The organism is Saccharopolyspora sp. NPDC045941, from assembly GCF_056431445.1.
Genome location: NZ_JBWKKU010000045.1, coordinates 39922 through 66193 on the forward strand (window position 1 = coordinate 39922; position 26272 = coordinate 66193).

The following is a 26272-nucleotide window of genomic DNA, read 5'->3' on the forward strand; positions in this document are numbered from 1 at the left end:
TCAGGGCTGGGTGGAGAGGGTCTGGCGCCAGTGCTCGGCGGCCTGGACCATGTCCCGGCCGAGGTGCTGGAAGAACCGGCTCGTGGCGCCCAGGCGGGCCCCGGCCGGGGTGGCGCCGCCGAGGAGGTCGGCGCCCTGCCGGGTCAGGTCCGCCCACCTGGCCATCGACCCGACGCTGGCCAGCCACGCCTGGTACCAGACGTGCTCGTCGATCACGTACCGATCCCGCCGGCCGTCGCGCTCGCGCCCGACCAGACCCCGCTGTTCGAGCCAGCCGACGGCCTTGGAGACGGACGCGGGGCTGACCTGGAGCCTGGCGACGAGCTCGGCGGCGGTGATGCTGCCGGTGTCGCTGGTGAACAGGCAGGCGAGGATCCTGGCCATCATTGCCGGAAGCCCCGTCTCGACCATCATGTCGACGAACCGCTCCTCGAACTCGCGGACCGACCGCGGGTCGCGCCCGTCGGTGCCGGTGGCCGGGATTTCCGGGTGCCCGCCCGGTTTGCGGCGCCGGGCCCGCCACGCGGTCGCCTGCTGCGCCTGGTTGGCCCGGTAGCCCCGGACCCCGCCGTTGCGCGCGACCTCGCGGCTGATGGTCGACCTCGGCCGCCCCAGCTCGCGGGCGATCTCCGCGTACCCGAGCCCGGCCGCTAGTCCGGCGGCGACCCGTCGGCGCTCCTCGTGGGTCAGACGACCTCCCGGCATCCCAGCCTCCAGTCCGCCACTCGTCGCACCACCGGTGCATTCAGCATCAACGTCATTGCACCGATCGTACTTCTCCTACCTGGAAGAACCGAATTCGCAGGTTGCGAACGCGCGAAATGCGGTCCTAGCGTTTCGCGCACCGCGAACGAATCACGTGGAAGGAGACCGGCATGACCCCGTCACTGCCGACCGCACGGCCGGCCGACCGCCCCTTCGACCCGCCCGAGGGGCTCGCCGAGCTGCGCGAGCAGGCGCCGCTGAGCAGGCTGAGCTACCCGGACGGGCACGAGGGGTGGCTGGCGACCAGCCACGCCCTGGTGCGCGAGGTGCTGGCCGATCCGCGGTTCAGCGTGCGGCCCGACCTGCGGCACACGCCGATTCCCGGCGTCCCCGGTAGCGACCGGCCCGCGCCGCCCGGGATCTTCAACGCCATGGACGCTCCGGAGCACACCCGGTACCGCCGCCTGCTCACCGGCCAGTTCACCGTCCGCCGCATGCGGCGGCTGACCGAGCAGATCGAGGGCATCACGGCCCAGCACCTCGATGAGATGGAGCGGCACGGCGGCCCGGTGGACCTGGTGGAGGCCCTGGCGCAGCCCGTCCCCGCGCAGGTGATCTGCGAGCTGCTCGGCGTGCCCTACGCGGACCGGGCGCGCTTCCAGGCGCACGCGCTGGACATGTTCCGGCTGGACTCGCCGCCGGAGCAGCTGGCGGCCGCCTACGGTGCGGTGCACGAGTTCGTCCGCGAGCTGGTGCTCGCCAAACGCGCCGCGCCGACCGACGACCTGCTCAGCGGCCTCACCGCCACCGACCTCACCGACGAAGAACTGGTCAACATCGGGTTCGTGCTGCTGGGCGCCGGGCTGGACACCACGGCCAACATGCTCGCGCTGGGCGCCTTCGCGCTGCTGAGCCATCCTGACCAGCTCGCCGTCCTGCGCGACGACCCCGGCATCGCCGGTCGCGCGGTCGAGGAGCTGCTGCGCTACCTGAGCATCATCCCGTTCACGATCCGCACCGCGCTGGAGGACGTCGAGCTGCACGGCGCGCAGATCAAGGCGGGCGAGACGATCACCGTCTCGATCCCCGCGGCCAACCGCGATCCCGGGCACTTCGCCGACCCCGACGTCCTCGACCTGCTCCGCGCGAGCAGCGGGCACGTGGCGTTCGGCCACGGCATCCACCAGTGCCTCGGCCAGCAGCTGGCCCGGGTGGAACTGCAGGTCGCGCTTCCCGCGCTGGTGACGCGATTCCCGGCGCTGCGCCTGGCGATTCCGGCCGAGGACGTGGCGATGCGGACCGACATGCTCATCTACGGCGTCCACCGGCTGCCCGTCACCTGGGAGGTGTAGCGGAGGTGGTCAGCAAGGTTTGCCTCGTCACCGGCGCGTCCTCGGGAATCGGCCGCGCCACCGCGCTGGAACTCCTGCGCGCCGGCCACACCGTGTACGGCGCCGCGCGGCGCGTGCACAAGATGGACGCCATCCGCTCCGCCGGCGGCCACGTCCTGGAGATGGACGCGCGCGACGGCGAGGACCTCGACCGCGTGGTCGCGAGGATCCTCGACGAGCAGCAGCGGATCGACGTCCTCGTGAACAACGCCGGAACCGTCCTGCACGGCGCGATCGAGGACGTGCCGCTGGATCGGGCGCGCGATCAGCTCGAAGTCAACCTCCTCGCGCCGGCCAGGCTGGTCCAGCTCGTCCTCCCGCACATGCGCGCGCAGCGGTCCGGCACGATCGTCAACGTCTCGTCGATCGGCGGCGAGATCTCGCTGCCGCTCGGCGCCTGGTACTACGCGTCCAAGCACGCGCTCGCAGCCTTCTCGGACACGCTCCGCATGGAGGTCGAGCCGTTCGGCATCGATGTCGTGATCGTCCAGCCCGGCATCATCAAGACCGAGTTCGAGGATCAGACTGCCGCGCAGCTGAGGGAATTCTCCGGCGGCGGGCCGTATCGGGACATGGCCGAGGCAATGGCCCTTCGCGGGGAAACCGGGCTGGGCGACGGCTCCGAACCCGGCGTCGTCGCGGAGGCCATCCGGCAGGCCGTCGAAGCCGACCGCCCGGACACCCGCTACGCGGTCGGCCGGCTCGCCGACGAGCTCCTGCGGCTCAACAGGTCGCTGCCGGATCGCGAATTCGACGAACTGGCCACCCGCTCGATCAAGTAGGAGAACCCGTGCGGATCACCGCCGACACCGAGCTGTGCGCAGGCGCAGGACAGTGCGCGCTCACGGCACCAGCTGTCTTCGACCAGCGCGACGAGGACGGCACCGTCATGCTCCTGCAACCGGAGCCCCCGGCGGACGCCCACGAGGCGGTGCGGCAGGCCGTCCTGCTGTGCCCCACCCGCGCCATCCAGGCGGACGAGTGATGCGCGGCTGAACTCGTGGCCAGCCGTGGTTGACGCCCGGGGTCCCGCAGCAGATATCGACTGCTTCCGTCCTGGAGCGCGGCGCTGCACGGCGCCTGGCTGTGCGGGGCCTGCCTGGGCGCCACCACGATGGGCCTGCACCACAAGCTGTGCCACGTCCCCGGCGGGATGCTCGACCTGCCGCACGCGGAGACCCGCGCGGTCGTGCTGCCCCACGTCGCCGCGTTCAACCTCGACGCGGCGCCCGATGCGCCCTGCAACGCGCCCTCGCCACCGCCGACCCGGCCGAATGCCTGTTTCGCGTTGCCGGGGAGGTCGTCGGTTTCCCAGCTGTTCAGCGGAGGTGGGGGAGGTCAAGCTTTCCGGTGTTCCGGCACCGGGATGAGCCGGGCGGGCCGTTCCGGAACGACCTCGACGTGGACTTCATGCGGGGTATCCGCGAATCGCGTAGGTGAGCGTGCCGAGCACGGCGAGGGCGGTCGCGGTGATCGTCGCGGCGGCCGTCCCCGCTTCCGCCATCGGCCAGGCGAGCACCTGCATCGCCGCGGTGTCCTGGGGAAGCGGCAGGGCGACAGGCAGCGCCCAGCCCAGCGGGAGCCACCAGCCGCGGGCCGTCCCGAAGAACGCGGCGCCGAAGGCGGCGAGCCCGGCGAAACCCGCGCAGTTCCGGACGATCACGAGGTTCGGCACCGGCTGCTCGCCGATCGACTGCGCCGCAACGAAAGCGCCGCCTACGACCGCGGCGAGCGCGACGACGTGCCCCGCCCGCAGAGGAGGCCAGCGCAGCGCGGCGGTGCGATCCAGCGCCGCATCCGCGCCGCCGAGACCGATCGCGCCCACGGAGATCCCGAGCGCCAGCCCGGCGACCACGAGCCGGGCGGTGGCCGGCGGATCGGCGCTCCAACGGCCCAATGCCCACACCACGGCAGTCGAGACGAGGACCACCGCGCATGCCGCCGGAACACGCCGGGAACGGAGGTACAAAGCCAGCCCTCGCACCGGGATCACCCGCCCGGCGCGAGGACGGCGAGCGGATCGGGTTGGCATGCCTGGATGGCCGCGCGCAGTTGCACGACCACCTGAGGCTGGGTCTCCGGCGGCAGAGCGCGCAAGGCGCGCCAGGCCGATTCCGCCCGCTCCCGGATCTCGTCGTCGTCGCCGAAGTAGGCGCGCGGCGGCGTGAACTCGTCGACGAACCAGGACGCGATGACCGTGCGGGCGGCCTGCGACTCGTCGCCGTACCACTCGTTGCATCCCGGGACGGTGCCGCTCAGGAGGCTGATCCGGACCGACCGCGAGTCCTCCCCGGCGTGTTCGAGCTCGTCGAAGTCCACCGGGAGCACGCCCGGCGGCACGTGCGGGACGCTGCCGCGAGACGGGATCTCCGCGACGACACGCGGCGCATCCGGCAGTTCGTCCTGCAGGGACAAGGCTTCTCGCGCCGGTCCGGTGAGGCCTTCCAGTTTGTGGGCGTGCGCGCGGGTGACGCACACGTCGCGGGTTTCGGTGCACACCAGCGCCGTCGCCTCCCCGTTGAGGACGTAGACGGCGTCGGCGTCGCGCGGCAAGGCCGTCACCGCCACCACGAGCCCGAGCGCGGCGGGCAGCAGCGCGGCGATCCGGGTGCCGAGACGGCTCGCGGTCACCAGGCCGAGTGCGGTCGTCGCCAACGCGGCGAACCACCCGAGCTGCACCGCGCTCACCGCGTCCGACACGGCGATGAAGGCGGTGCGCGTCGTGCCCGCCAGCATCGGTGTCAGCAGTTCCGGCACGCTCGACTCCGGCCCGGCGTAGTACTCCGCGGTGATCGTCGTGGCATGCGCGCGAATCAGGACCGCGAACCCGGCGGCCGCCACCACGGGCGGGGTCAGCAACGACGGCAGCAGCCGGCCGATGCCCATGCCGAGCCAGCCGGCCGCGACCAGCGACAGCGCTCCGACCGCCGCGACCGGCAGCCAGCCGAGGTGGAAGAAGCCGCCGTTGGCCACCACCGAGACGCCGCCCACGACCAGGATCGCGGCCGAGGCGGCGACCATCGCCAGGCCGACCGCCGCGGCGCTGTGCACCGACCGCTGCCACGCGGGTCGCGGCGCCGACGCGAACAACTCCGCCACCCCGCTGCGGCTGTCGCGCGTCCCCAGCAGCGCCCCGCCGCCGAGCGCCACCGGCACCAGCGCGAAGTGCATGAAGCGCAGGTAGTAGACGAAGGAATCCCATTGCAGGTACCAGGCTCCGGTGGACTTCTGCCACGGAGCGTTGGTCAGCAGGTACAGCAACCCCACCGCTGCCAGGAAGATCGCCGCGCCGGTCGCCAACGCGCTGGAGCGCCGCAGGTCGATCCGCACCATCCGCGCGCTCACCAGGAGCCCCCGGGTCGCTCGGCGTCGCCCCGGTGCCGGGCCAGCAGCGCCGAGTAGCCGCGCTCCGCCGGGCTGTCGCCGGGATTGCTCTCGCTGCCCGATCTGAGGAGTTCCTCGCGCGTTCCGCGGAACACCAAGCGGCCGCGGTCGATGAGTGTCACGTCGGCGCACACGGCGGTGACGTCCTCCACGAGGTGCGTGGCGACCAGCACGCAGGTGTCCCGGCCGATCCGGTGCAGGAGTTCGCGGAACCGAAACCGCTGCCCAGGATCCAGGCCCGCGGTCGGCTCGTCGAGGAGCAGGATCTGCGGGTCGTTGACGATGGCCTGTGCGATGCCGGCGCGTCGCACCATCCCGCCGGAGAGCGTCCGCATCCGGTGGTCGGCCCGGTCGGCCAGACCGACCAGCTCGATCGCGCGTTGCACCGCGCCCGGCCGGTCCCGCTTCGGGACCTCCTTGAGCCAGGCCACGTACTCGGTGAACTCGCGGAGCGTGAACCGCCGGTAAAAGCCGAAGTTCTGCGGCAGGTAGCCGAGCCGCCGGCGCACCTGGCGCACCTCGTGCCCCCGGCCGATGGGGTGCCCCAGCAGTTCCAGGGTGCCGCCGGCGGGCCGGGCGACCGTCGCCAGGGCGCGCATCAGCGTCGTCTTGCCCGCGCCGTTGGGGCCGAGCAGGCCGTGCACTCCGGTGCCGAACGACAGGTCCAGGCCGTCGACCGCCAGCCGCAGCCCGGCCCGCACCCGCAGCCCCTCTGCGCGGATCTCGGCGGCGTAGGTAGTGGGCGCGATCTCCTCGGCGCTCACCGCGCGTGCCATCGTCTCCTCCTGATATGTCCACAATGGATCTACGTGTTCACGGGCTGTCGAGCCGGGTGCAGGACCGCGAGCGCATCGCCAGCACCACCGCGCCGACCGCGAGAGCCGCACCCCAGACCGGGGCGGCGGATGGCTCCAGCGGAAGCAGCGAACCGGCCGCGAACAGGTTCGGCAGCACGACCGCCCCGACCCACAGCGCGACGAGCCCGACGGCCGCCCTGGTGACGCCGACGAAGCTGCCGAGGGCCAGCGATCCCGCGGTGAAAGCCAGGCAGGGCAGCAACCACCGGGCCGGCGACGTGCCCGCCGCCCAGCCCACCACCAGCAGCATCGGGATGACCACGACCAACACGGCCGCGGTTCGCCGCAGCACCAGCTCCACTCCCCCGCGGGCGGCGCCTGCCAGCACTTCGTGCGCCGGGTCCAGGCCGCGAGACCAGGCCGCCGCCACGCACAGCAGCGGAGCCACCGGCGCGAGCAGCAGCACCATGGACGGATATCCCTCGCGCAGCAACGGGGTCCAGGTGTCGACCGCGAGGGCCAGCAGCAGCACGAGCGCGGTCATGCCGAACCACGGCAGCATCACCGGCGACGCCCAGGCGCGCAGGTGCCGCAGCCACCGGTTCCCGGCGGGCTGCGGGGCGCTCGCGGCCACCGCAGGCTCCAACTCCGCCCACACGCCCTCCAGCAGCGCCGCCACGTCACCGGAGATGCCGGACGCCAGTTGCCCCCGGCACGCCGCGCAGGATTCGAGATGGGCTTCCACGGCCCAGGTCTCGTCGGCCGTGAGCGCGGGATCGTCGCAGGTGTAGCGCCGCACCAGGTCGGCCGCGAGGTGATCGCCGTCGTGTTCGCGCGCCCTCATGACAGCGCCTCCCGCATCGCAATCCGCGCCCGCCGGGCGCGGGTCTTCACCGTTCCTTCGGGAACACCGAGCAGCAGCGCGGTTTCCCGGACCGACAGCCCGTCCAGCACCATCGCCTGCAACACCTGTCGCAGCTCCGGAGCCAGCCGCCGGAGCGCGTCGCCCACCGTTCCCCCGACCTCGTGGGCCAGCGCATCGTCCTCGGCGGCGGGAGCGCTGATCGGCTCCGCGGCGGCCGCACGCACCTGCGCGTACCGGGCCTGCCGCCGGAAGCCGTCCACCAGGCGGCGCGCGGCGATGGTCCACAGCCACCCCACGGCGGTGCCGCCCACGGCGTCTCCCGCGAACGCGCCGCCGGCGCGCCACACGGCGAGATACGTCTCCTGCATGACCTCGGCGACGAGCTGCTCGTCCGCGCACCTGCGGCGCAGCCGCAGCGCCAGCCACGGCGAGGTGCGCCGGTACAGCTCCTCGAAGGCGGCGCGGTCGCCTCGCGCGATGCGGCCGACCAGCTGCGCTTCGTCCAGCGAAGCCATCGGCACCCGGTTTCCCCTCACGCCCCGGAAGACGACCGGCGGACACCCAGCGGTTCTCCAAGTGGCTCAGATCACATTTTGACAGCAGGAGAACCCGGGGCGGCGACCGGCACGACTTACGGCCGGATCCCGCCGGACGGTACTCCGGCGGGACGGAGACCGATCTCGTCCTAATAGGACCAACACCCGAGGATGTCGTTGTGCTGAAGAAGAAAGCCGCCACCATCGGACTGACCGTTGCGGCGGGTGCGATCATCACCGCCACCAGCAGCGGGGCGTTCGCCGCGCCCGTGTCCGGCGCGGCCCCTGTCCCGCCCAAGGGGGCCCGGGCGACGGTCCAGGTCGACCCGAATCCCGTTTGGCGGGGCCAGGAGGTGACCATCACCGGCGATTGCGGCGGCGGGACCGGCCTCAAGGCCGTGCTCAGCGGCTTCTCGGAAACGAGGCCGGTGCTGGAGGACGTGCGCATCGTCGACCCCAACCCGGGCGGCTTCGTCGCGAAGGGCCGGCTGAGCGACGCCGTGGGCAACGGCGTGGGCCCGGTCTTCGTCGACTGCGGTGGAGAAGCCGGGGTCACCCTCATCGTCACCCACGCCTGACCGGAACCAGCGCCGCCGCAAGCAGCGATCACCGCTTGCGGCGGCGCGGCCGCGCGGGTCCGTACACTGGCCGGCAGGAAAGCCCTGTCCCGAAAGGAAATCACCACATGCTCGCGTTCGGCGTCCCGGACACCCTGATGGCGTCCTACGGCGGGAGCGAAGCAGGGAGGTCCTGGATCGCCGCACTGCCCGGCCAGGTCGCCGAGTACCTGGAGAAGTGGGGCCTCACTCCCGACGGGAACGTCGCCGCCGGGGAAGCCTCGCTCGTGGTGCCCGTGGTCCGCGCCGGCGGGGAACGCGCGGTGCTGCGGTTCCAGCTGCCCAAGGAGGAAACCAGGGCTGCGCTCATCGGGTTGCGGACCTGGAACGGCAGCGGGATCGTGCGGCTCCTCGACCACGATCCGGCGAACTGCACGATGCTGCTGGAACGCCTCGACGGCTCACGCACCCCGACATCCGTCGCGGATGACGACGAGGCGATGGGCATCCTCGCCGACTTGCTGCGCCGGTTGACGGCCGTGCCCGCGCCGGAGGGGTTGCGCGGGCTTGGCGAGATCGCCGCCGAGATGCTCGCCCAGGCGCCCCAAGCGGTTTCGGCGCTGACCGACCCGGCCGATCAACGGATGCTGCGCTCGTGCGCCGACGCGGTCGCCGACCTGGTCGACGAGCCCGGTGATCGGCTGCTGCACTGGGATCTGCACTACGGCAACGTCCTCGCCGGCGAACGGGAACCGTGGCTGGCGATCGACCCGGAGCCGCTGGCGGGCGACCCCGGGTTCGACCTGTGGCCCGCCCTGGACAGCGAGTGGGACGCGGTGGTGGCCACCGGCGACCCGATCCGCGTCGTGCACCGGCGGTTCGACCTGCTCACCGAAGCCCTCGGCCTGGACCGCCAACGCGCGGCGGGCTGGACGCTCGGACGCGTGCTGCAGAACAGCCTGTGGGACGTCGAAGACGGCGCGACTTCGCTGGCGCCGAGCCAGGTTGCCATGGCGCAGGCCATGCTGGAACGCTCGACGCGTTGAACTTCCCGATGACACCGAGGAAGGTCCCGCCGAAACGCGGGGTCTTCCGTCATAACAGCGATTTCTGGCGCCGGTAGGCACGCTGCGCGCGGTCGGTGATCACGAGCTCGGCGCCGGCCGCCTCGACGCGCAGCTGGACGGCTCCGGTGGCGAACGCGGTGAACAGCGGCACGTGGACCGCACCGAGGCGCCAGATCGCCACGAGCGTGACGATGAGTTCCGGTCGTTTTCCCATGAGCACCGGCACTCTGCTGCCGCGCCGCAATTCGTGGTCGGCGAGCACGGTGGCGAGTCGGCGGGAACGCTCGGCGAGCTCACCGAAGGTCAGGTCGTGCGTCCGCAGGTCGGTGTCGACGAAGGTGAAGGCGACCGCATTCGGGTCGTGCCGGTCGCACAGCAGCCACGCGACGTCGGCGTCCCGTGCGTCGTACTCGGCGAGCCAACCTTCGATGGTTGGACGGGCCGCTGGTCAACGCTGCCTCCCGCGGGCTGGTTCGGGATGGATTCGTCACGGCGCACGCTCCGGCGCCTGGCGGGACAGCGCCCGGATCGTGTCGACACCACCGGGGTCGATGATGTCGCCGTGGCGGGAGAGGTTGTTGGCGTGCCCGGCGATGTGCAGGGCGAACGCCGACTCCAGCGCCACGTCCTGGCCTTGGGCGGCGAGGCTGTTGTTGACGCTGGACTTCGCCAGCCGCAGCGCGTACTCGGGCATGCGTGCGATCCGCCGTGCGAGGTCGAGGGTGAAGTCCGCGAGGTCGTCGTCGGGGACCACGTGGTTGACCATGCCCAGCCGATGTGCGTCCGCAGCAGTCACAGGAGCGCCGGTGAACAGCATTTCCTTGGCCTTGCGCGCGCCCACCTCCCACACGTGGGTGAAGTACTCCGCACCGTTGAGCCCGAACGCCGCTACCGGATCGGAGAAGGTCGCCGATTCGCCGGCCACGATCAGGTCCATCGGCCACAACAGCATCAGCGCTCCGGCGATGCAACGCCCGTGGGCCTGGGCGATCGTGGGTTTGGGCAGATCGCGCCACCGGCGGCACATTCCCAGATAGGCCTCGCATTCGAACGCGTGCCTGCCCTCGACCCCGTCGGCGTCGAAAGCGCCCTCGAGGGTGGCCACGGACGGCCCGGGAATCCTCGAGTCGCGTTCGTCGAGATCATGTCCGGCGGAGAAGTCGGGTCCCGCACCAGCCAGGATGATCACCCGGACTGTGCGGTCCCGGACCGCGATCGCCAGCGCCTCGTCGAGGTCGTAGAGCATCTGGGGGTTCTGCGCGTTGCGACGCTCGGGCCGGTTCAGCACCACCCGCGCGATACCGGTCTCCGGGCTCTCGAGAAGCACGGACGAACTCATGCAACCCCCTCGTCCCCGTTGTGCCCCGCCGCCTCGAGGTACTGCTGCTTGAGACGGCGCTTGAACAGTTTTCCGGTGTCCTCGCGCGGCAGCTCGTCGGCGAGCATCACTTCCCGCGGTACCTTGTAGCGCGCCAGGCGGGAGCCGACGTGGGTCCGGATCTCGGCCGGGTGGAGGATCGCGCCGGGGATCGGCTGGATGTGGGCGGCGAGCACCTCTCCCAGGTCGGGGTCGGGGATGCCGAACACGGCCACATCGGCGACCCCCTCGAGGTCGAGCAGGCACGCCTCGACCTCGGCGGGGTAGATGTTCACGCCGCCCGAGACGACCATGTCGTTGAGCCGGTCGCTGAGGTAGAGATAGCCCTCGTCGTCGAGGTGGCCGATGTCGCCGAGGGTGAGGTAGCCGTCCCTTTCCATCCGACGGCGTTTGGGCTCGTCATCGATGTAGGTGAAGTCCGGCCAGCCGGTGAAGCAGCGCCCGTAGACGATGCCGTCCTCGCCCACCGGCTTGTCAGTTCCGTCCTCTCCGAGGATGCGCACATCGGCATCAAGGATCGGGCGCCCGACGGTGCCCGGACGGCTCAGGGCCTCCGCCGTGTCGCAGGCGGTGAAGGCACCCACCTCGGCGCCGCCGTAGTACTCGTGCACGATCGGACCCAACCAGCCGATCATGGCTTCCTTGACGTGCCGCGGGCACGGCGCGGCCGCGTGCACGATGGCCTTCAGCGAGGAGAGGTCGTAGGAACGCCGCACCTGCTCGGGCAGCTGCAGCAGCCGGTTGAACATCGTAGGAACCATCTGCACGCTGTTGACGCGGTGCTCCTGCACCAGCCGCAGGAACTCCTCGGCGTCGAAGCGAGGCATGATGTGCAAGTTCATGCCCAGCGCGACGGCGAAGGTGGCGTGCACGTTCGGAGCGGAGTGGTAGAGCGGCGCCGGGATGAGGGTCGTCTCGGCTGGAGCCAGGTGCCACAGCTTCGCGATGTTGGCCAGCAACGTCGGGCGGTCGGCCACCGCGACCGGGTCGCGGAGCACTCCCTTGGCCCGCCCGGTGGTGCCGGACGTGTAGATCACGCTCATCGGGGCGGCGGGTGAGGGTTCGGTGCGGGGTTCGTGGTCGTCGATGCGCTGCGACAGCGTCGGCCACCTTCCGGTGGACGGCTGTTCGGCCAGCCCGTAGGCGCACCGCACCCCGGGCGGTATCTCCGCCTCGATGATCGGCAGCCCGGGTGCGCTGGACTCCACGGCCGGCAGCAGGTCGGTGTGGACCACCGCGAGCCGGGAGCGGCTGTCGGCCAGCGCGTGTGCGAGGTCGTCCCCCGTCCAGTGCCAGTTGATCGGAACCGGGGCAGCCCCGACGAGCCCGACCGCGAGCGTCACCTCCACGAACGCGATGTCATTGCGCATGACAACGGCGACGCAGTCGCCCGGACCGATCCCGTCGGCGTTGAGGGCCGATGCCAGCCGCGCAGCACGGGTGCGCAGCGTCTCCAGCGACTGAGAAGTTCCGCCTGAGTGGATTCGCGGTTCGCTCATGCCAGGTCCCTTCTCAGTGGAAGTCGGCCGGAACCGGGGTGAAGGGCACCCGGCGCGTCCATTCCTGGATCGCCCGGCCAAGAACCTCGTCGTAACTCATGCCCTCGATGGGAGCCACCTTCTCCACCTCGGCGAGCACCGCCGGCGGAACATCCGGGATGGACACGCCCGCGTGCTCGGCCCACTTCTGCGTCGAGTTGCGGAACTGGCGGGTGGTCACCGGCGAACCGATCACGTTGGCAGGGTCGGCCATCGCCCGTTCCGAGGTGACGAACACGACGCCTTCCTCGGTGAGCCGACCGAGGATCCGCTCGATGGTCGCACCGGCGACCGTCGTGCCGTGGATCAGCATGATGTGCGCCGGTGACCGGCCGAGCGCGGCAGTAGCCGCGGCTGCTTGGTTTTCCATCTGCTCGATCGCGGTGTCGACCAAGGTGTCCTCGATCCAGCGCTGCGCCGCCCGGTCCATGAGCCGCAGGGCGCGGTCATAGGCGACCATGAACTGGGCGTCGTAGAACCAGAGCGTGACCGGGGAGGACAGGAACCCGTTTTGGCTCAGGTGAGTCTGGACCTGGCTCGTCTTGGTCGCGCTGTCGCCCTCCATGGCGAAGGCGTAGCGGAAGTAGCGCGACGGCGATGCCTCTATCCACCTGCTCAACAGCCGCTCGCTGGTCTCGATGTCGCGGAGGTAGGTGTCGACGTCCAGCCAGTTGAGGCTGATGTGCTGGTGCGTGTGGTTGCCGACGTAGTGCCCGGCGGCGCACCAGTCATCGAGGATGTCGAGCACGCGCGGATCTTCCTCCGTCGGCGCAGTGCTGTTGAAGGCGTAAACGCCGGGAACCCCATAGGCTTCAAAAGCCTTCATCATCTTCTTCGACACGGTGTGCGGACCATGCCCTTCGGGAAACGGGATCCCGGTCCACTGGAATTGGTCGTCCACGGTGACCGCGACTTCGAGGCCTGAAAGCGGACCGCCAGAAGATTTCGACATCGGACTCTCCTTTGGGTTCGAGCGAAACTCGTGCCATCGTTGCGACAGACTCAAGCAGTGCCAATGCCCATTGCTGATACACCGTTGTGTGGCGGGATCACATACGGAACGACCGGGGTGGACGCAGGGGCCCCGCGTTGATCTGCATGCGTTCGATTTGACTCGCCTGGATGTGCGGTACCAGGGCAAGAGCTGGGCCTGGCGACCCCGCCCGAGATCATCCGGCATTCCCACCTCAAGGCACGGCCGGAGACCCCGCCCGAACAGGTCAAGCTGGCCGGGATCGACGACGCCCGCCGAACCCCGCAGAAGACCGAAGCCAAGAATTCTCAGAAGCAGGTCGGCTTGTCGCCCTTCGGCGCGGCCCACTTGCCGCCGCTGCCCTGCATGACGAACATGCAGGTCGCCGGCGGCGGGCCGCTGGCGGTGAAGGTCAGCGGAACGGTGAGGCCGCCGAAGCGATCGCCTTTGATCTTGCGCAGCTGCGCCACCAGACTGGACCGGCTGACGTCCTTGCCAGCGGCGCGGACGACCTTCTCGAAGATCTTGGCCCCCACCCAGCCCAGCGCTGCGGCGCCGTTGGACTTGCGGCCCCCGCCGTACTTGCCCCACGCCGCGGCGAACTCCTTCGCCGCCGGCGTGGACAACCCACCGAACGGAAATCGGCTGGGATCAGATGAGACCGGAGCGGATTGCGTAGGAGACGGCGTGAGCGCGGTTGTGGAGGTCGAACCGCTTCATGAACTGGTAGAGGATGTTCTTGACCGTGCGTTCTGAGTAATGCAATTTGTCAGCTATTTGTTGGAGATCGAATCCTTCGGAGACGAGGCGGAGGACATCGATCTCGCGGTTGGTGAACCCGGAAGGGTTCAAGCCTTGCGGTGCGAGTACTTCGCGGTAGGTGCGCACGATTTGCTCGATGAGTGCGCCCTGCAGTGAGGCGGGGAAGTATCCGCCACCGCTGCTGACCGCACGAATGGCCTGCATGAAAGTCGTAGCGGAGAAATGCCGGCGCCACAGGACTGCGCGGACACCCCACTCCGCCGCTGCGGAGATGTCGGCGTGCCATCGATCGCCCACGATGAGGAGCAGGGGGGTGGCAGTGTCGGGCCTGAACATCTGCAGCTCCTGCATGGTGGACGCTTCGGCGGTTTCGATGGCGACCACGACAACATCGGCGTTGTCGCCGCTGGCCTCGACGAGCTGGGGGTCTCCACCCAAGCAGTTCGCCAGTCCCATGCGCGTAAAGTAATCCTGTGCGTGGATGGCCACGCGGATTTTCTCCATTGTTCTGCCCAGCATGACTATCCCCTGTTCTGGAAATTCCAGGGCGTCTCGCGACCAGAAAGCTCGGATCAGTCTTTCCGGGAGTTAGGCCTTCCGCGCGGCAAGCATCTCGTTGCCATCGCGGGCCCCCACCAGCGCCGGAAACCCGCTTGATTGGCTGGACGCACCGGCCGCCCGCTCGCCCCACGCACGATCGCCGGTACCGAGAGCACCCTCTCCCCCGGGTACGGATCGCCCGCGAACCCCGACGAATCCGCGAGACCGTAATCCACACAGCTCTGCGCGAGTCGTCATCGCCGCACCCGTCGGCGCCTGCAACAACAGATTGTCGCTGCCACTGACCTCATGCCAGGTCCCTTCTCAGTGGAAGTCGGCCGGAACCGGGGTGAAGGGCACCCGGCGCGTCCATTCCTGGATCGCCCGGCCAAGAACCTCGTCGTAACTCATGCCCTCGATGGGAGCCACCTTCTCCACCTCGGCGAGCACCGCCGGCGGAACATCCGGGATGGACACGCCCGCGTGCTCGGCCCACTTCTGCGTCGAGTTGCGGAACTGGCGGGTGGTCACCGGCGAACCGATCACGTTGGCAGGGTCGGCCATCGCCCGTTCCGAGGTGACGAACACGACGCCTTCCTCGGTGAGCCGACCGCCAGAAGATTTCGACATCGGACTCTCCTTGGGGTTCGAGCGAAACTCATGCCATCGTTGCGACAGACTCAAGCAGTGCCAATGCCCATTGCTGATACACCGTTGTGTGGCGGGATCACATACGGAACGACCGGGGTGGACGCAGGGGCCCGGCAAAGTCTGGTTTCAGCTGGTGAGGAGTAGTTCGACGGGGCGGTTGGAGTCGCGGGCGTGATGTCGGCAGGCGGCGGCGATGTTGGTGTGGCCGGCGAGTCGGAGCAGGCTGATGGCGGTGTTGCGGAGGCTGGCCATGACTTGGGGTGCGTGGCCTGTGTGGATCTGGCTGCGGTCTTCGTCGTAGGTCACGTCGCGGACCCAGTGCAGGCGGTTTTCGATTGACCAGTGTCCTCGCAGCCATTGGGCGATGTGTTCGGGCCCGGCGTCGGTGGTGGTGAGGCTGGTGACGGCGTAGACGGTTTCGCGGGTGCGTGTGCCGGTCTTGCGGTCGGTGCGGGTGCGGGTGCGGGTGAGCCGCAGGACCTGGGCAGCGCCGGGGAATCCGACACCGATGGTGAGTTCGGTCGCTTTCAGGGTGCGGGTGTCCTGGCGGCCGTGGCCGCGTTCGCGGGTGACGGACAGGGAGGAAATGTCTTTCCAAGGCAGGGATTTCACTTGTTTCCGCAGGGTGGGCTGGTTGCCTTTGACCGTGAGGATGTAGTGGCCGCCACGATCACGGATGATCTGGGCGGTATCACGCTGGCAGTGCATGGCGTCGGCAGTGATGACCGCGTCGTGATGTCGAGTCCGCCCAGAAGCGTGGCGAGCACGGGGATTTCGTGGTCTTGGCGCCGACGGCGACCTGGGTGAGAACGGCCCCGGTGCGCTGACACAACCCGGACAGCAGGTGCACCAGCTTGCCGGCGGTGTCCTTGGCTTCTTTGACGGTCTTGCCGTCAAAAGCGATGACCCGCCGTCCGCTGATCGTGCTGGTGCGCAGCCACATCCACGCGCTGAGCATTTCGTCGAACGCATCACCGGGAAGTCGTTGCAGCACACGGCGGATCGTTGACTCCGACGGCGCCCGGCGAAGGACGCCCAGCCGGGTCAGCACACCCGCCGGTGCGTCGGTGGCCCACTCGGCGACCGCCGTGAACGAGCATGCCCCGGCCAGTGTGGCCGCCAGTGCGATGGCCAGCACCACCGCCAGACGGTGCCGCACGCCCCGGCGCTTGCGGGGATCGGCCACGCCCGTCAGCACCTCCAGCAATCCCTGGGGGACCGGCCAGCCGACGTCCACGACGGGTGCGGGCCGGGCAGGGCCCGACTCGACCGGGCAATCCAGGACAGGAGATGATGACAACGCGGGCACGGCGACGACTTCCGGACGATCGGTGTTTGGCGACTTCGATCATCACCGCGTCGTTACCGTGCCCGCCCCAACGACACGCCGTCACCGCAGGTCAAACCAGCACATCACGACTTTGCCGAGACCCTGGGGGTGGACGGCTCTCCCGGTGTCCTCCATAGTGTCGGAATGCTGGATGCGAAGGTGGGCGGCAACCCGCTACCGTTGGAGCCGTTCGTGAACTGGCTCGACCAGCACGGACGCCTGAAATTCTCCGGGCTCGCCGATCAGCTCCACGCCGAGATTCCCGAGCTCGGAGCGGCCGATCCGGACACGCTGGAGGCGTTGCGCGCGTCCATCGTCTCGCACCTGCCGGGCATGCGCGCCACCCTCATGGGTTCGAACCCGAACCCGCATCTTCCGAAACCGGCGCAGGATTTCGCGTACCTGATGGCTCGCTCGAACATTCCCCTGTCGGCCGTCCTTCGTTCCTACGAGCTGGGCCACGCCGCCATTTGGAACGACTTCACCAGCCATCTTCGCAAACAGCAGTCGTGGACCGTTGCGCGTCGCGCCGAGGCGCTCGAGTCGGGTTCCATCCGCCTGTTCGAGTACATGCAGTCCATGACCGGCGAGACGATAACCACCTACAACCGGGCTCGCGACAGCCTCATGCGGGCCACGAATTCGCGGCGCAACGAGATTGTCCGCGCCGTGCTGTCGGGCAACGGGGGCGTGCGCGAGCTGAGAGAGCTCTTCGGTTATCACATCGATGAGGTGCACATCGGGTACGTGGCCTGGAGCGTCGACCCCATGAAACACGAGGAGGTATCCGAACTCGCACGACGGGAGCTCCTCGGGTTCGCTCGGCAACACGTCTCCGTGACGACCGATTCCTCGGTCATCCACGGCTGGTTCACCCCGTGCAAGAACTCGACCTTCGACGACCTGGCCGCGGTTTCACTGCCCAGGGCCATCCGGCTGACTCTCGGAACCCCGCGCCGCGGAATCCGCGGGTTCCACCACACCCACCGGGAAGCCCTGTCGTGCGTCGACCTGACAGCTCTCCACACTCCCGCACCGACCCGGTTCCCCGACGTCGCGGTCACCGTGCTCGCCACGCAGGACCAGGAGATGGCCGCGCGGTTCGTCGATGACCACCTCGGGGCACTGCGCAGCCACGAAGACGGCGAACGTCTGATCAAGACGCTGCGGCACTACATGGACGCACACGCGAGCCCGACCCGGTGCGGTCAGCGCCTCGGCATCCATCCCAACACCGTGACCCAACGCGTTCAGCGCGCGGAGACGATCCTCGGCCGCCGCCTCGACCCCGCCAGTCTGGCGCTACGCCTGGCCCTGGACCTCGAGCGCACGATGGAGTTGGAGTAAACGACGGCCCTTGCGCTACGCGGTCGCCAGCACCCGTGGCAGACCCTATGAGACTCCACCCGCGAGCGCCGTGGAGTCGGTGACGTCCTTCCCTTCCGGCTCAATCTGATGGTTGCGTGATGAAAGCCGCGCTTCGTTTTGGTGCTGCGCTGGCTCCTGGAAGAAACCCGGATGGCGGCGCTGGCCAGGGACAACGCCGTCGCCTTGCCGACGGCGTATGACTACCGTGACGAGGGCATTTCGGTGCTCGCCGCGCGCCGGCCGTCGCTGCACGGGGCGCTGCTGACGGCCAAGGCGGCTGGTCACTCGCATGTGATCGTGGACGGCACGCTGATCCACACCGACCGGATCTCCACCCCAGGCCCCACCCGCGGGGTGGATTTGTGGTGGAGCGGCAAGCACCGCCATCACGGCGGGAACATTCAGGTTGTCTCCGCCCCGGACGGATGGCCGCTGTGGACCTCCGACGTGCGACCCGGCCGGGAGCACGACATGAGTGCCACCCGCGCCGACCCCGAACTGCTCACGCGGATCACCGACTGGATCACGACGGCGCCCTCGCCCTTGCCGACCTCGGCTATGAAGGCGAGCCCGAGACCTTCACGATCCCGTGTAAGAAGCCCAAAGACGAGCAACTCACCATCGACCAACAGTCCTACAACGCCATCCACGGCGCCCTGCGCTGCCTCGGCGAGCGCGCCAACTCGCTACTCAAGACCACCTATAGGGCTCTACGTCGCTACCGCGGCTGCCCCTGGCGCCTCGGCGACATCGTCGCCGCCGCCCTGGTCCTGCTCCACCACGAACACGGCCGCACCACATGATCAACCAATTTGATCACACAACGCCACGGGAGGTTACGCGGAAAGGCTCACTGGCCCCATGTTTCGCGCCTACGAACGGGTGCGGGAGTTCGCGCTGGACCTGGATTCGTCCCGCACCCTCTTGATCGACAAGCTGAAAGGCATGGAGTGATGGACTACGACACCGGCTGGTTCAAGAGCAGCCGCAGCGGTGCTGCCAACGACGCTTGCGTCGAGGTTCGATTAACCAGTCTTGCTGTGGCGGTGCGGGATTCGAAGGCACCTGGTGCTGGGCACATCACGGTCAGTCACGCCGCGTGGCGGGCTTTTCTGAAGAACCTCAGCTGAACCGCAGCGGCCATGACCTGCCGGTTCATCCGCTGCTCGGTCCTGCGTACCCGTGAGCGTTGTGGGGCGCGCTGGCACCCCACAACGCTCACGGCACTTGACCAGCAGAACGCACGCCTTTCGGGATTCGGATGACGCTGGATCACCTCAACCACTAGCGGGCACATCAGGGCTCCGCTATGCAAAGACGGGGGAAGGCCCCGCCTGGCAGTCGGGGCCTTCCGTTTTCACCGGTCGGTATCAGTAAGTGGCGCCGCCGCTGATGAAGCCGACGTGCAGCAGGCGGTTCGTCGAGCCGGGGCCCGGGTTCCGCACCGCGTTCTGGGTTCCGTTGTTCACCAGTGCGTCGCGCACCTGCGCCGGCGTCGCCGACGGGTTCGCCGTCAGGTACAGCGCGGCCGCACCGGCCACGTGCGGGGTGGCCATCGACGTGCCGCTCATGCCGCCCGCGCCGCCGCCGTTGAGGGTGGACGTGATGTCGGTGCCCGGCGCGAAGATGTCGGTGCAGCGGCCGTAGTTGGAGAACGACGACCGGTTGTCCCGCCGGTCGGTGGCGTTGACCGTGATCGCCTCCGGCACGCGGGCCGGCGTCGAGCTGCAGGCGTCCGTGTTGGAATTCCCGGACGCCACGGCGAAGGTGACGCCGCTCTGGATCGCCCTCCGCACCGCGTTGTCGGTCGCGGTGTGACCGCCGCCGCCGAGGCTCATGTTCGCCACCGCGGGCTTGGTGGCGTTGCTGGCAACCCAGTCGACGCCGGAGATGATCTGGGAGTACTGACCCGAACCCTGGCAGTCGAGCACGCGGACGGCGACCAGCTTCACCTGCTTCGCCACGCCGTACGTCTTCGAACCGACCGTCCCGGCCACGTGCGTGCCGTGGCCCTGGCAGTCGGAGGCGTCGGCGTCGTTGTCGATGAAGTCGCGGCCGTCCCTGACGCGGCCCTCGAAGTCGGGGTGCCGCTTGTCCACCCCGGTGTCGAGGATGTAGGCCGTCGCCCCCGACCCGGTGTTCGGGTAGGTGTAGCCGCGGTCGAGCGGCAGGTTCTTCTGGTCGATCCGGTCCAGGCCCCAGGTGGGGTTCTGCTGGGTGCCGGCGATCCGGGCGACGCCGTCCTGCTGCACGTACGCGACCGCCGGGTCGCCGGCCAGCCGCTTGGCCGATGCCTCGTCGAGCTTCGCCGCGAAGCCGCGGATGGTCGAGGTGTAGGTGGCGGTCGTGGTAGCCCCGTACTGCGCGGCGAGGCGGGCGGTGGTGCTCGTGGTCGAGGCCGCGCTCGCGTTCAGGTCCTTCAGCACCACGATGTAGCTGCCGGCAACCGGGTTGGCGGCGGGGAGGATCGAGCCGGTCGGGGCGGCGGTGGCCGGAGCGGCGGCCACCGCAGCGGCGAGCACACCCGCGCCGAGCGCGGTGATCAGCCGAATCTTGCGTCCTTGTCGCATGTCGGGTGCTCCCTCTTCAGTTATGGCTGCCATACGGAGGTGGTGACGCACAGCCATTTCCGACACGATCGACTGATGTCCTCACGATGATCAATCCGTGTTTCATTACGTAGGGGTACCTGTCTTTCGGCGAGGGGAGAGCACATGGCACGCACCCGGCGCCCCGTTCGCCCGCAGATCCGCACCAGCTCACCGGTGTTGGTCGGGCGCGCCGAGCAGCTGGCATCGCTGCAGGCAGTGGCCCTGCTGCACCCGGCCGTGGTGCTGATCGAGGGCGAGGCCGGGGTCGGCAAGAGCCGGCTGCTGACCGAGGTGCTCGCCGGCGAGCTCGGACCGGCCACGTCGCTCATCGGGTACTGCCGCCAGGTAGGTGAACCGTTCCCGTACGGCGCGGTTCTGGAGGCGCTGCGCGGCGCGAGGCCCGCGCGCCGGCCGGAGCTGAGCCCGGTCACCGGCGTCCTCGGCCCGCTGCTCCCGGAGATCGCCGAGCACCTGCCACCCGCACCGGACCCGCTCGGCGACCCGCGCGCGGAGCGGCACCGGCTGTTCCGCGCGGTGCGCGAGCTGGTCGGCGCGCTGGGCCCGGTGCTGCTCGCCATCGAGGACCTGCAGTGGGCCGATGACGGCACCCGGCAGCTGGTGCGGTTCCTGATGAGCGACCCGCCGCCGAACCTGACGATCGTGGTGACCTACCGGCGCGAGGACGTGCCCGGCGGCCTGCCGCTGGGCGGCGCGTACCGGCCGCCCAACGGCGTGGTCAGCGTGGTGCTGGCGCTGCGCCCGCTCGGCGTCGACGACGTCCGCGCGCTGACCGAGGCGATCCTCGGCGAGAAGCAGGTGTCCGCGGAGTTCGCCGCTCGGCTGCACGAATGCACGGCCGGAGTCCCGTTCGTCGTCGAAGAAACGTTGCGGGCGCTGCGCAACACCGTCGGCACGGTGCGCACAGACGGCGCCGCCGCCCGCCGGCTGCTCGACGCCGTCGAGGTGCCGGTGCTGCTGCGGGACGCGATGGCCGAACGCCTTGCCGTGCTGCCGACCGCAGCGACCAGGCTCGTCGAGACGGCCGCGGTGCTCGGCGCGCCCGCGACGGAGGGCCTGCTCGGCGCGGTCGCCGGCGTCCCGGAGCCGCGGCTGCGCACCGCGCTGACGCACGCGTTGAGCGGTCACGTGCTGCACGAGCTGGACGGCGGTTATGGCTTTCGGCATTCGCTGGCCAGGAAAGCCGTCTACGACACCATCACCGGCCCGGACCGCGCGCACCTGCACGCTCGCGCGATCGACGTGCTGGCCGGGGTCGAGCCCAAGCCGCTGAAGCAGCTCGCCGAGCACAGCGAGCGCGCCGGCCGGGTGTCGGAGTGGCTTTCCTACGGGGAAGCGGCCGCCGATCGGGCCGCCGAGATCGGCGACGCGGCGACCGCCACCGAGCTGCTGCAGCGGCTGCTGAAGGAACCGGAGCTGCCAGCCGAGCACGTCGACCGGCTCGCGATCAAGCTCGGGCAGATCGCGCACACCGGCCTGGACCAGCACGATCCGACCGAGACGCTGGAGCGGCTGCTCAGCGATCGGCGGCTGTCCACGTCGGCGCGCGGCGAGGTGCGGCTGTACCGGGGGCTGCTGTTGCTGCGGCAGGCCGGCGGGCTGGTGGAGGCCCGTTCGGAGGTCGAGCGGGCGATCAACGAACTGTCGGAGCGCCCGGACCTGGCCGCGCGCGGCACCGCGGTGCTGGCGATGCCCTACGTCGGGCAGGCCTCGCTCGACGAGATCCGGCCGTGGCTCGCGCGGCTCACCGAGTACCGGTCGAAGGCCGATGGCGAACTGCGGTTGTCGTTGCAGGCCAACGAGTTCGGCTCGCGCATGCACCTCGGCGACGCCACCGTGCTCGCCTCGCTCGACGAGCTGCCGGAGGAGGTGGCGACGGTCGGCGAGCAGCGCCACCTCGCGCGGCTGCGCTGCAACCTGGCCGACGCGTGCGAGTGGACCGGGCACCTGCGGATCGCCGACGAGCTGCTGCGCGGCGGCCTGCGGATCGCCGCCCACTGCGGCGCCCCGTTCGTGATCAGCACGGCCCGGGCCACCCGGACCCGGCTGGACTGGCTGGCCGGCGAGTGGGCCGGGCTCGACGAGCGGGCGCACCGGATGCTCGACGAGTACCGGGACCTGTTCCCGGTGGTCAGCGAGCTGAGCCTGGTGCTGGGTTCGCTCGCGATGGCCCGCGGCGAATGGGCGAGGGCGACCAGCCACCTCACCGAAACCGGCGCCTTCGCCCCGGACGAGGCGATCAGCCCGGTCGCGATCGCCGGCTGCGCGGGGCTGGCCTGGACCCTGCTGTCCCAGGACGAGCCGGCGAAGGCGTGCGCGGACGTCGACCGCGGGCTGGACATCCTGCGGCGCAAGGGGGTCTGGGCGTGGAGCGGCGAGCTGGGCCCGGTCGCGGTCGCGGTGTACCTGGCGGCGGACCGCGAAGCGGACGCGGCGCGCGTGGTGGACGAGATCGCCGCCGGGATCGCGGGTTCGGGCGTGCCGCTCGCGGTGGCGGCGCTGGCCCAGTGCCGCGGGCGGCTGGCCGAACACCGGGGAGACCTGACCGCGGCGATGGCGCACTACCGCGAATCGGTCGCGCACTACGAGGAACTGCCGGTGCCCTACTACGCGGCGATGGTCGCCGAACGAGCGGCCACGTGCCTGCTGCCCACCGATCCGGGACCGGCGAGCGAAGAGCTGTCCGCGCTGGTCGACGTGTTCGACCGCCTCGGAGCCACGCGCGACGCGGCGAGGTGCCGCCACCTGCTGCGCGGCGCGGGCGGCGGCAAGCCCTCCCGCCGGGGCCGCCGGGGGTACGGCGACGAGCTGTCGCCGCGCGAGGAAGAGGTGGCCCGCCTGCTCGCCTGCGGGCACACGAACCGCGAGATCGCCGGAATCCTGTTCCTCTCACCGCGCACCGTCGAGCAGCACGCCGCGAGGGTGCTGAGAAAGCTCGGCGTCGCCTCCCGCGAACAGCTGAAGCCGTGAGAGCTCTGCGTCGCTGCAAAGAATCCCGGGCACTCGTTCACGCGCTGGTGGATCCGTGCTGGCAGATGGAGTGAACGGCCTGTCGGCTCCGATAGACGAGGCGAACGGGCCGTTCACTCCAACCACCCCAACACCGGACCGCACCACCAGCACGCGGTGAACGGACTCCTCACCCCGGTAGACGAGGCGAACGGGCCGTTCACCTCGATAGCTGTGGCGCCGGAAGGTGGTTCCGCGCTCGGCGGGCACCTGCCGCCCGACCGCGACCCGCCCGAAACAGGCCCTGCAGCAGCGGAAAGTACTCGCAGCCGGAGTGACCAGCGCGATCAACTGCCACCGGACCTCAGACCCCGCTCGGCCGGTTCCAGGCTGCGGTTCGGCAGCAGTTCGCGGACCAGCTCGGCGACCTGCGCGGTCTCGATGAGGAACCCGTCGTGGCCGTGCGGCGAGGTGATGGTGCGCAGCGGCCCGGCGCCGGGAATTCCCTCGGCGAGGCGGCGCTGCTGGTGCAGCGGGAAGAGGCGGTCGCTGTCCACACCGGCGACGCAGGTCCGGGCCCGGATCCGGCCCAGCGCCGCCTCGACCCCGCCTCTCCCCCGGCCCACGTCGTGCCCGGACATCGCCTGGGCCAGCGTCACGTAGCTGGCCGCGTCGAAGCGCCGCACCAGCTTCTCGGCATGGTGGTCCAAATAGGACTCGACGGCGTACCGGCCGCCGTTCCAGGGGTTTTCGCCGTCCTGGTGGCCGATGCCGAAGCGGTCCTGGAGCTCCTGCGGGCTGCGGTAGGTGATGTGCGCGATCCGCCGGGCCACGCCCAGCCCGGCGTGCGGGCCGCGCCCGGCGGGCAGGTCGTGGTAGTCGCCGCCCAGCCAGTCCGGGTCCGCGCGGATCGCCTGGATCTGCGCCGAGGACCAGGCGATCTGCTCCGCCGAGGCCACGGCGCAGGAGCTCAGCAGCAGCGCCGCCGACACCCGGTCCGGGTAGGTGGCGGCCCATTCCAGCGCGCGCATCCCGCCGAACGAGCCGCCGATCACCGCCGCCCACGACCGCACCCCGAGCTCGTCGGCGAGCCGGGCCTCCGCGCGCACCGCGTCCCGCACGGTGATCGCGGGAAACCTGCCGCCCCAAGGCCTTCCGTCGGGCGCGGCACCCGCCGGGCCGGTGCTGCCCTGGCAGCCGCCGATCGCGTTCGGGGCGACGACGAACCACCGGTCGGTGTCCAGCGCCCGGCCCGGCCCCACGAGCGCGTCCCACCAGCCCGGGCTCGGGTGGCCGTCACCGGCCGGACCGGCGACGTGGCTGTCGCCGGTCAGGGCGTGCAGCACGAGCACCGCGTTCGAGGCGTCGCGGTCGAGACGTCCCCACGTCTCGTACGCCAGGCTTGCCGCCGGGAGTTCGCCGCCCGCGTCCAGCCGCAGCGGCTCGCGCAGGCGCAGCCACCGGCGCCGACCGGCCGGGCTCCCCTCCCGCCACGCCCCGGTGGCGGGAAGGGCGCCGGTCGCCTGCGGTCGGCTCATCGCTCCAGCTCGGCCTTGGCCGCGCGGAAACCGGCTTCGAGGTCGGCCTTGAGGTCCTCGACGGCCTCGATGCCCACGGACAACCGGACGAGGCCCGGCGTGACACCGGCGAGCAGCTGGTCCTGCTCGCTGAGCTGGCTGTGCGTGGTGCTCGCCGGGTGCGCGATGAGGCTGCGCACGTCGCCGATGTTCACCAGGTGGCTGAAGAGCTGCACGCCGTCGACGAATGCGCGCCCGGCGGACGTGCCGCCGCGCAGCTCGAACGACACGACGGCACCCGCGCCACGGGGCAGGTACTTCTGCCCGGCGTCGTACCACCGGCTGGAGGTGAGGCCGGCGTAGTGCACGGACTCGACCTCGTCGCGCTCGCTGAGCCATTCGGCGAGGATCTGCGCGTTGCGCGTGTGCCGCTCGATCCGCAGCGACAGCGTTTCCAGCCCCTGCAGCAGGAGGAAGGCGTTGAACGGCGAGATGGCGGGGCCGAGGTCGCGCAGCCCCTGCACCCGCAGCTTCGCCGCGAAGGCGCCGTGGCCGAGGGCGGGCCAGTACTGCAGGCCGTGGTAGGACGGGTCGGGCTCGACGAATCCCGGGAACCGCTCGGAATGGGCGCCGAAGTCGAAGGTGCCGCCGTCGACGACCACGCCGCCGATGGCCGCGCCGTGGCCGCCGAGGTACTTCGTCGCCGAGTGCACGACGATGTCGGCCCCGTGCTCGATCGGCCGCAGCAGGTACGGCGTCGCGATGGTGTTGTCGACGACGAGCGGGACCCCGGCCTCGTGCGCCACGTCGGCGACGGCCCGCACGTCCAGCACGTTCGCCCGCGGATTGCCGAGCGTTTCGGCGAAGAACAGCTTCGTGTTCGGGCGCGCGGCGGCCCGCCAGGCGTCGAGGTCGTCGGGGTCCTCGACGAAGCTGACCTCGATGCCCAGCTTCGGCAGCGTGTGCCGGAGGAGGTTGTGGGTGCCGCCGTACAGCGAAGAACTGGACACCACGTGGTCCCCGGCCTGCGCCAGGGTGAGGATGGTCAGCGTCTCGGCGGCCTGGCCGGACGCCAGCGCCACCGCCGCCACGCCGCCTTCCAGCGCGGCCACGCGGTTCTCGAGGACCTCCTGGGTGGGGTTGTTGATCCGCGTGTAGATGTTGCCGGATTCGCTGAGGTTGAACAGGTTCGCGGCGTGTTCGGTGTCCCGGAAGACGTACGAGGTGGTCTGGTAGATCGGCACCGCGCGCGCACCGGTCGCCGGGTCGGGCTGGGCGCCGGCGTGCACCTGCAGCGTGTCGAACGACCAGGCGGCCTGGTCGAGGGCGGCGGAAGAAGCGTCAGCACTCATGCG

Annotated in this window: 26 protein-coding genes and 2 pseudogenes; 10 read left to right on the top strand and 18 right to left on the bottom strand. The window is 70.4% G+C overall.

From position 1 onward, the window contains the following. On the bottom strand, positions 1–705 hold the full coding sequence (locus AC07FN_RS30585; protein ID WP_478398719.1) for a helix-turn-helix domain-containing protein: 705 nt from the start codon (positions 703–705) through the stop codon (positions 1–3). A 170-nt stretch (positions 706–875) separates the two neighbouring features. Here AC07FN_RS30585 and AC07FN_RS30590 point away from each other — a divergent pair, with 170 nt between their 5' ends. The 4 genes and pseudogenes from AC07FN_RS30590 to AC07FN_RS30605 form a co-directional block, all read left to right on the top strand. Then, the gene (locus tag AC07FN_RS30590) at positions 876–2057 is read left to right on the top strand and encodes a cytochrome P450 (protein ID WP_478398720.1); all 1182 of its coding nucleotides are present in this window, start codon (positions 876–878) and stop codon (positions 2055–2057) included. A gap of 5 nt (positions 2058–2062) precedes the next feature. Then, complete coding sequence (locus AC07FN_RS30595; protein ID WP_478398721.1) at positions 2063–2878, top strand: oxidoreductase; 816 nt, start codon at positions 2063–2065, stop codon at positions 2876–2878. An 8-nt stretch (positions 2879–2886) separates the two neighbouring features. Continuing rightward, positions 2887–3081, top strand: a complete 195-nt coding sequence (locus AC07FN_RS30600) for a ferredoxin (RefSeq protein ID WP_478398722.1) — start codon at positions 2887–2889, stop codon at positions 3079–3081. 129 nt (positions 3082–3210) lie between these two features. Then, a pseudogene (locus AC07FN_RS30605) lies at positions 3211–3267 on the top strand (hypothetical protein); the annotation flags it as partial. Positions 3268–3504: 237 nt separating this feature from the next. Here the strand turns inward: AC07FN_RS30605 and AC07FN_RS30610 are convergent. The 5 genes from AC07FN_RS30610 to AC07FN_RS30630 form a co-directional block, all read right to left on the bottom strand. Further along, positions 3505–3993 carry a hypothetical protein gene (locus tag AC07FN_RS30610; RefSeq protein ID WP_478398756.1) on the bottom strand — a complete coding sequence of 163 codons (489 nt, stop codon included), beginning with the start codon at positions 3991–3993 and terminating at the stop codon, positions 3505–3507. Between the two features lie 92 nt (positions 3994–4085). After that, positions 4086–5441 (bottom strand): hypothetical protein, encoded by a 1356-nt coding sequence (locus AC07FN_RS30615; RefSeq protein ID WP_478398723.1) that lies wholly within the window; start codon positions 5439–5441, stop codon positions 4086–4088. Beyond that, positions 5438–6256 carry an ABC transporter ATP-binding protein gene (locus tag AC07FN_RS30620; RefSeq protein ID WP_478398724.1) on the bottom strand — a complete coding sequence of 273 codons (819 nt, stop codon included), beginning with the start codon at positions 6254–6256 and terminating at the stop codon, positions 5438–5440. Before AC07FN_RS30620 ends, AC07FN_RS30615 begins: the two co-directional genes overlap by 4 nt. A 37-nt stretch (positions 6257–6293) precedes the next feature. Beyond that, complete coding sequence (locus AC07FN_RS30625; protein WP_478398725.1) at positions 6294–7121, bottom strand: zf-HC2 domain-containing protein; 828 nt, start codon at positions 7119–7121, stop codon at positions 6294–6296. Further along, a complete protein-coding gene (locus tag AC07FN_RS30630; protein ID WP_452618473.1) occupies positions 7118–7657 on the bottom strand; it encodes an RNA polymerase sigma factor in 540 nt (179 codons plus the stop codon). Before AC07FN_RS30630 ends, AC07FN_RS30625 begins: the two co-directional genes overlap by 4 nt. 200 nt (positions 7658–7857) lie before the next feature. On the opposite strand from AC07FN_RS30630, the gene AC07FN_RS30635 reads away from it, so the two are divergent. Continuing rightward, positions 7858–8256, top strand: a complete 399-nt coding sequence (locus AC07FN_RS30635) for a hypothetical protein (protein ID WP_478398726.1) — start codon at positions 7858–7860, stop codon at positions 8254–8256. 107 nt (positions 8257–8363) lie between these two features. Then, entirely contained in the window at positions 8364–9281 is a 918-nt protein-coding gene (locus tag AC07FN_RS30640; RefSeq protein WP_478398727.1) for an aminoglycoside phosphotransferase family protein, read from the top strand. Between the two features lie 49 nt (positions 9282–9330). Here AC07FN_RS30640 and AC07FN_RS30645 read toward each other — a convergent pair whose 3' ends face one another. The 9 genes from AC07FN_RS30645 to AC07FN_RS30685 form a co-directional block, all read right to left on the bottom strand. Further along, on the bottom strand, positions 9331–9732 hold the full coding sequence (locus AC07FN_RS30645) for an AMP-binding protein (RefSeq protein ID WP_478398753.1): 402 nt from the start codon (positions 9730–9732) through the stop codon (positions 9331–9333). Between the two features lie 57 nt (positions 9733–9789). Continuing rightward, positions 9790–10641: an enoyl-CoA hydratase gene (locus tag AC07FN_RS30650; protein ID WP_190816449.1), complete on the bottom strand. Its 852-nt coding sequence runs from the start codon at positions 10639–10641 to the stop codon at positions 9790–9792. After that, positions 10638–12179 carry an AMP-binding protein gene (locus AC07FN_RS30655; protein WP_478398728.1) on the bottom strand — a complete coding sequence of 514 codons (1542 nt, stop codon included), beginning with the start codon at positions 12177–12179 and terminating at the stop codon, positions 10638–10640. The genes AC07FN_RS30650 and AC07FN_RS30655 overlap by 4 nt, the downstream gene beginning before the upstream one ends. 13 nt (positions 12180–12192) lie before the next feature. Next, positions 12193–13170, bottom strand: coding sequence for a polysaccharide deacetylase family protein (locus AC07FN_RS30660; protein ID WP_478398729.1), 978 nt, complete (start codon positions 13168–13170; stop codon positions 12193–12195). 329 nt (positions 13171–13499) lie between these two features. Beyond that, entirely contained in the window at positions 13500–13817 is a 318-nt protein-coding gene (locus AC07FN_RS30665) for an ABC transporter substrate-binding protein (protein ID WP_478398730.1), read from the bottom strand. A gap of 25 nt (positions 13818–13842) precedes the next feature. Then, positions 13843–14472 (bottom strand): response regulator transcription factor, encoded by a 630-nt coding sequence (locus AC07FN_RS30670; RefSeq protein WP_478398731.1) that lies wholly within the window; start codon positions 14470–14472, stop codon positions 13843–13845. Between the two features lie 345 nt (positions 14473–14817). Then, entirely contained in the window at positions 14818–15123 is a 306-nt protein-coding gene (locus tag AC07FN_RS30675) for a hypothetical protein (protein WP_478398732.1), read from the bottom strand. A gap of 147 nt (positions 15124–15270) precedes the next feature. Then, positions 15271–15852 (bottom strand): ISAs1 family transposase, encoded by a 582-nt coding sequence (locus AC07FN_RS30680; RefSeq protein ID WP_478398733.1) that lies wholly within the window; start codon positions 15850–15852, stop codon positions 15271–15273. After that, positions 15836–16342, bottom strand: a complete 507-nt coding sequence (locus tag AC07FN_RS30685) for a transposase family protein (RefSeq protein ID WP_478398754.1) — start codon at positions 16340–16342, stop codon at positions 15836–15838. The genes AC07FN_RS30680 and AC07FN_RS30685 overlap by 17 nt, the downstream gene beginning before the upstream one ends. Before the next feature lie 240 nt (positions 16343–16582). Between AC07FN_RS30685 and AC07FN_RS30690 the strand changes: the two genes are divergently transcribed. The 3 genes and pseudogenes from AC07FN_RS30690 (at position 16583) to AC07FN_RS30700 (ending at position 18972) form a co-directional block, all read left to right on the top strand. Continuing rightward, entirely contained in the window at positions 16583–17821 is a 1239-nt protein-coding gene (locus tag AC07FN_RS30690) for a PucR family transcriptional regulator (RefSeq protein ID WP_478398734.1), read from the top strand. Positions 17822–17956: 135 nt separating this feature from the next. After that, positions 17957–18645 (top strand): annotated as a pseudogene (locus AC07FN_RS30695) (transposase family protein); the annotation flags it as partial. A gap of 150 nt (positions 18646–18795) precedes the next feature. Further along, a complete protein-coding gene (locus AC07FN_RS30700) occupies positions 18796–18972 on the top strand; it encodes a DUF397 domain-containing protein (protein ID WP_478398735.1) in 177 nt (58 codons plus the stop codon). A gap of 240 nt (positions 18973–19212) precedes the next feature. Here AC07FN_RS30700 and AC07FN_RS30705 read toward each other — a convergent pair whose 3' ends face one another. Then, on the bottom strand, positions 19213–20412 hold the full coding sequence (locus AC07FN_RS30705; RefSeq protein ID WP_478398736.1) for a S8 family peptidase: 1200 nt from the start codon (positions 20410–20412) through the stop codon (positions 19213–19215). A gap of 144 nt (positions 20413–20556) precedes the next feature. On the opposite strand from AC07FN_RS30705, the gene AC07FN_RS30710 reads away from it, so the two are divergent. After that, a complete protein-coding gene (locus tag AC07FN_RS30710; protein ID WP_478398737.1) occupies positions 20557–23421 on the top strand; it encodes an ATP-binding protein in 2865 nt (954 codons plus the stop codon). A gap of 326 nt (positions 23422–23747) precedes the next feature. Here AC07FN_RS30710 and metX read toward each other — a convergent pair whose 3' ends face one another. Both metX and AC07FN_RS30720 read right to left on the bottom strand, forming a co-directional pair. Beyond that, positions 23748–24938 (bottom strand): homoserine O-acetyltransferase MetX, encoded by a 1191-nt coding sequence (gene metX / locus AC07FN_RS30715; RefSeq protein ID WP_478398738.1) that lies wholly within the window; start codon positions 24936–24938, stop codon positions 23748–23750. Continuing rightward, positions 24935–26269, bottom strand: coding sequence for a bifunctional o-acetylhomoserine/o-acetylserine sulfhydrylase (locus AC07FN_RS30720; protein ID WP_478398739.1), 1335 nt, complete (start codon positions 26267–26269; stop codon positions 24935–24937). The genes metX and AC07FN_RS30720 overlap by 4 nt, the downstream gene beginning before the upstream one ends. Between the last annotated feature and the right edge of the window lie 3 nt (positions 26270–26272).

What these genes read in the sequence shown, in the direction of transcription:
- AC07FN_RS30705 (WP_478398736.1), bottom strand. Translation starts at nt 20,412, where the DNA reads ATGCGACAAGGACGCAAGATTCGGCTGATCACCGCGCTCGGCGCGGGT.
- AC07FN_RS30650 (WP_190816449.1), bottom strand. Translation starts at nt 10,641, where the DNA reads ATGAGTTCGTCCGTGCTTCTCGAGAGCCCGGAGACCGGTATCGCGCGG.
- AC07FN_RS30675 (WP_478398732.1), bottom strand. Translation starts at nt 15,123, where the DNA reads ATGTCGAAATCTTCTGGCGGTCGGCTCACCGAGGAAGGCGTCGTGTTC.
- AC07FN_RS30620 (WP_478398724.1), bottom strand. Translation starts at nt 6,256, where the DNA reads ATGGCACGCGCGGTGAGCGCCGAGGAGATCGCGCCCACTACCTACGCC.
- AC07FN_RS30670 (WP_478398731.1), bottom strand. Translation starts at nt 14,472, where the DNA reads ATGCTGGGCAGAACAATGGAGAAAATCCGCGTGGCCATCCACGCACAG.
- AC07FN_RS30660 (WP_478398729.1), bottom strand. Translation starts at nt 13,170, where the DNA reads ATGTCGAAATCTTCTGGCGGTCCGCTTTCAGGCCTCGAAGTCGCGGTC.
- AC07FN_RS30590 (WP_478398720.1), top strand. Translation starts at nt 876, where the DNA reads ATGACCCCGTCACTGCCGACCGCACGGCCGGCCGACCGCCCCTTCGAC.
- AC07FN_RS30710 (WP_478398737.1), top strand. Translation starts at nt 20,557, where the DNA reads ATGGCACGCACCCGGCGCCCCGTTCGCCCGCAGATCCGCACCAGCTCA.
- AC07FN_RS30700 (WP_478398735.1), top strand. Translation starts at nt 18,796, where the DNA reads ATGGACTACGACACCGGCTGGTTCAAGAGCAGCCGCAGCGGTGCTGCC.
- AC07FN_RS30640 (WP_478398727.1), top strand. Translation starts at nt 8,364, where the DNA reads ATGCTCGCGTTCGGCGTCCCGGACACCCTGATGGCGTCCTACGGCGGG.
- metX (WP_478398738.1), bottom strand. Translation starts at nt 24,938, where the DNA reads ATGAGCCGACCGCAGGCGACCGGCGCCCTTCCCGCCACCGGGGCGTGG.
- AC07FN_RS30655 (WP_478398728.1), bottom strand. Translation starts at nt 12,179, where the DNA reads ATGAGCGAACCGCGAATCCACTCAGGCGGAACTTCTCAGTCGCTGGAG.
- AC07FN_RS30585 (WP_478398719.1), bottom strand. Translation starts at nt 705, where the DNA reads ATGCCGGGAGGTCGTCTGACCCACGAGGAGCGCCGACGGGTCGCCGCC.
- AC07FN_RS30680 (WP_478398733.1), bottom strand. Translation starts at nt 15,852, where the DNA reads ATGCACTGCCAGCGTGATACCGCCCAGATCATCCGTGATCGTGGCGGC.
- AC07FN_RS30720 (WP_478398739.1), bottom strand. Translation starts at nt 26,269, where the DNA reads ATGAGTGCTGACGCTTCTTCCGCCGCCCTCGACCAGGCCGCCTGGTCG.
- AC07FN_RS30625 (WP_478398725.1), bottom strand. Translation starts at nt 7,121, where the DNA reads ATGAGGGCGCGCGAACACGACGGCGATCACCTCGCGGCCGACCTGGTG.
- AC07FN_RS30630 (WP_452618473.1), bottom strand. Translation starts at nt 7,657, where the DNA reads ATGGCTTCGCTGGACGAAGCGCAGCTGGTCGGCCGCATCGCGCGAGGC.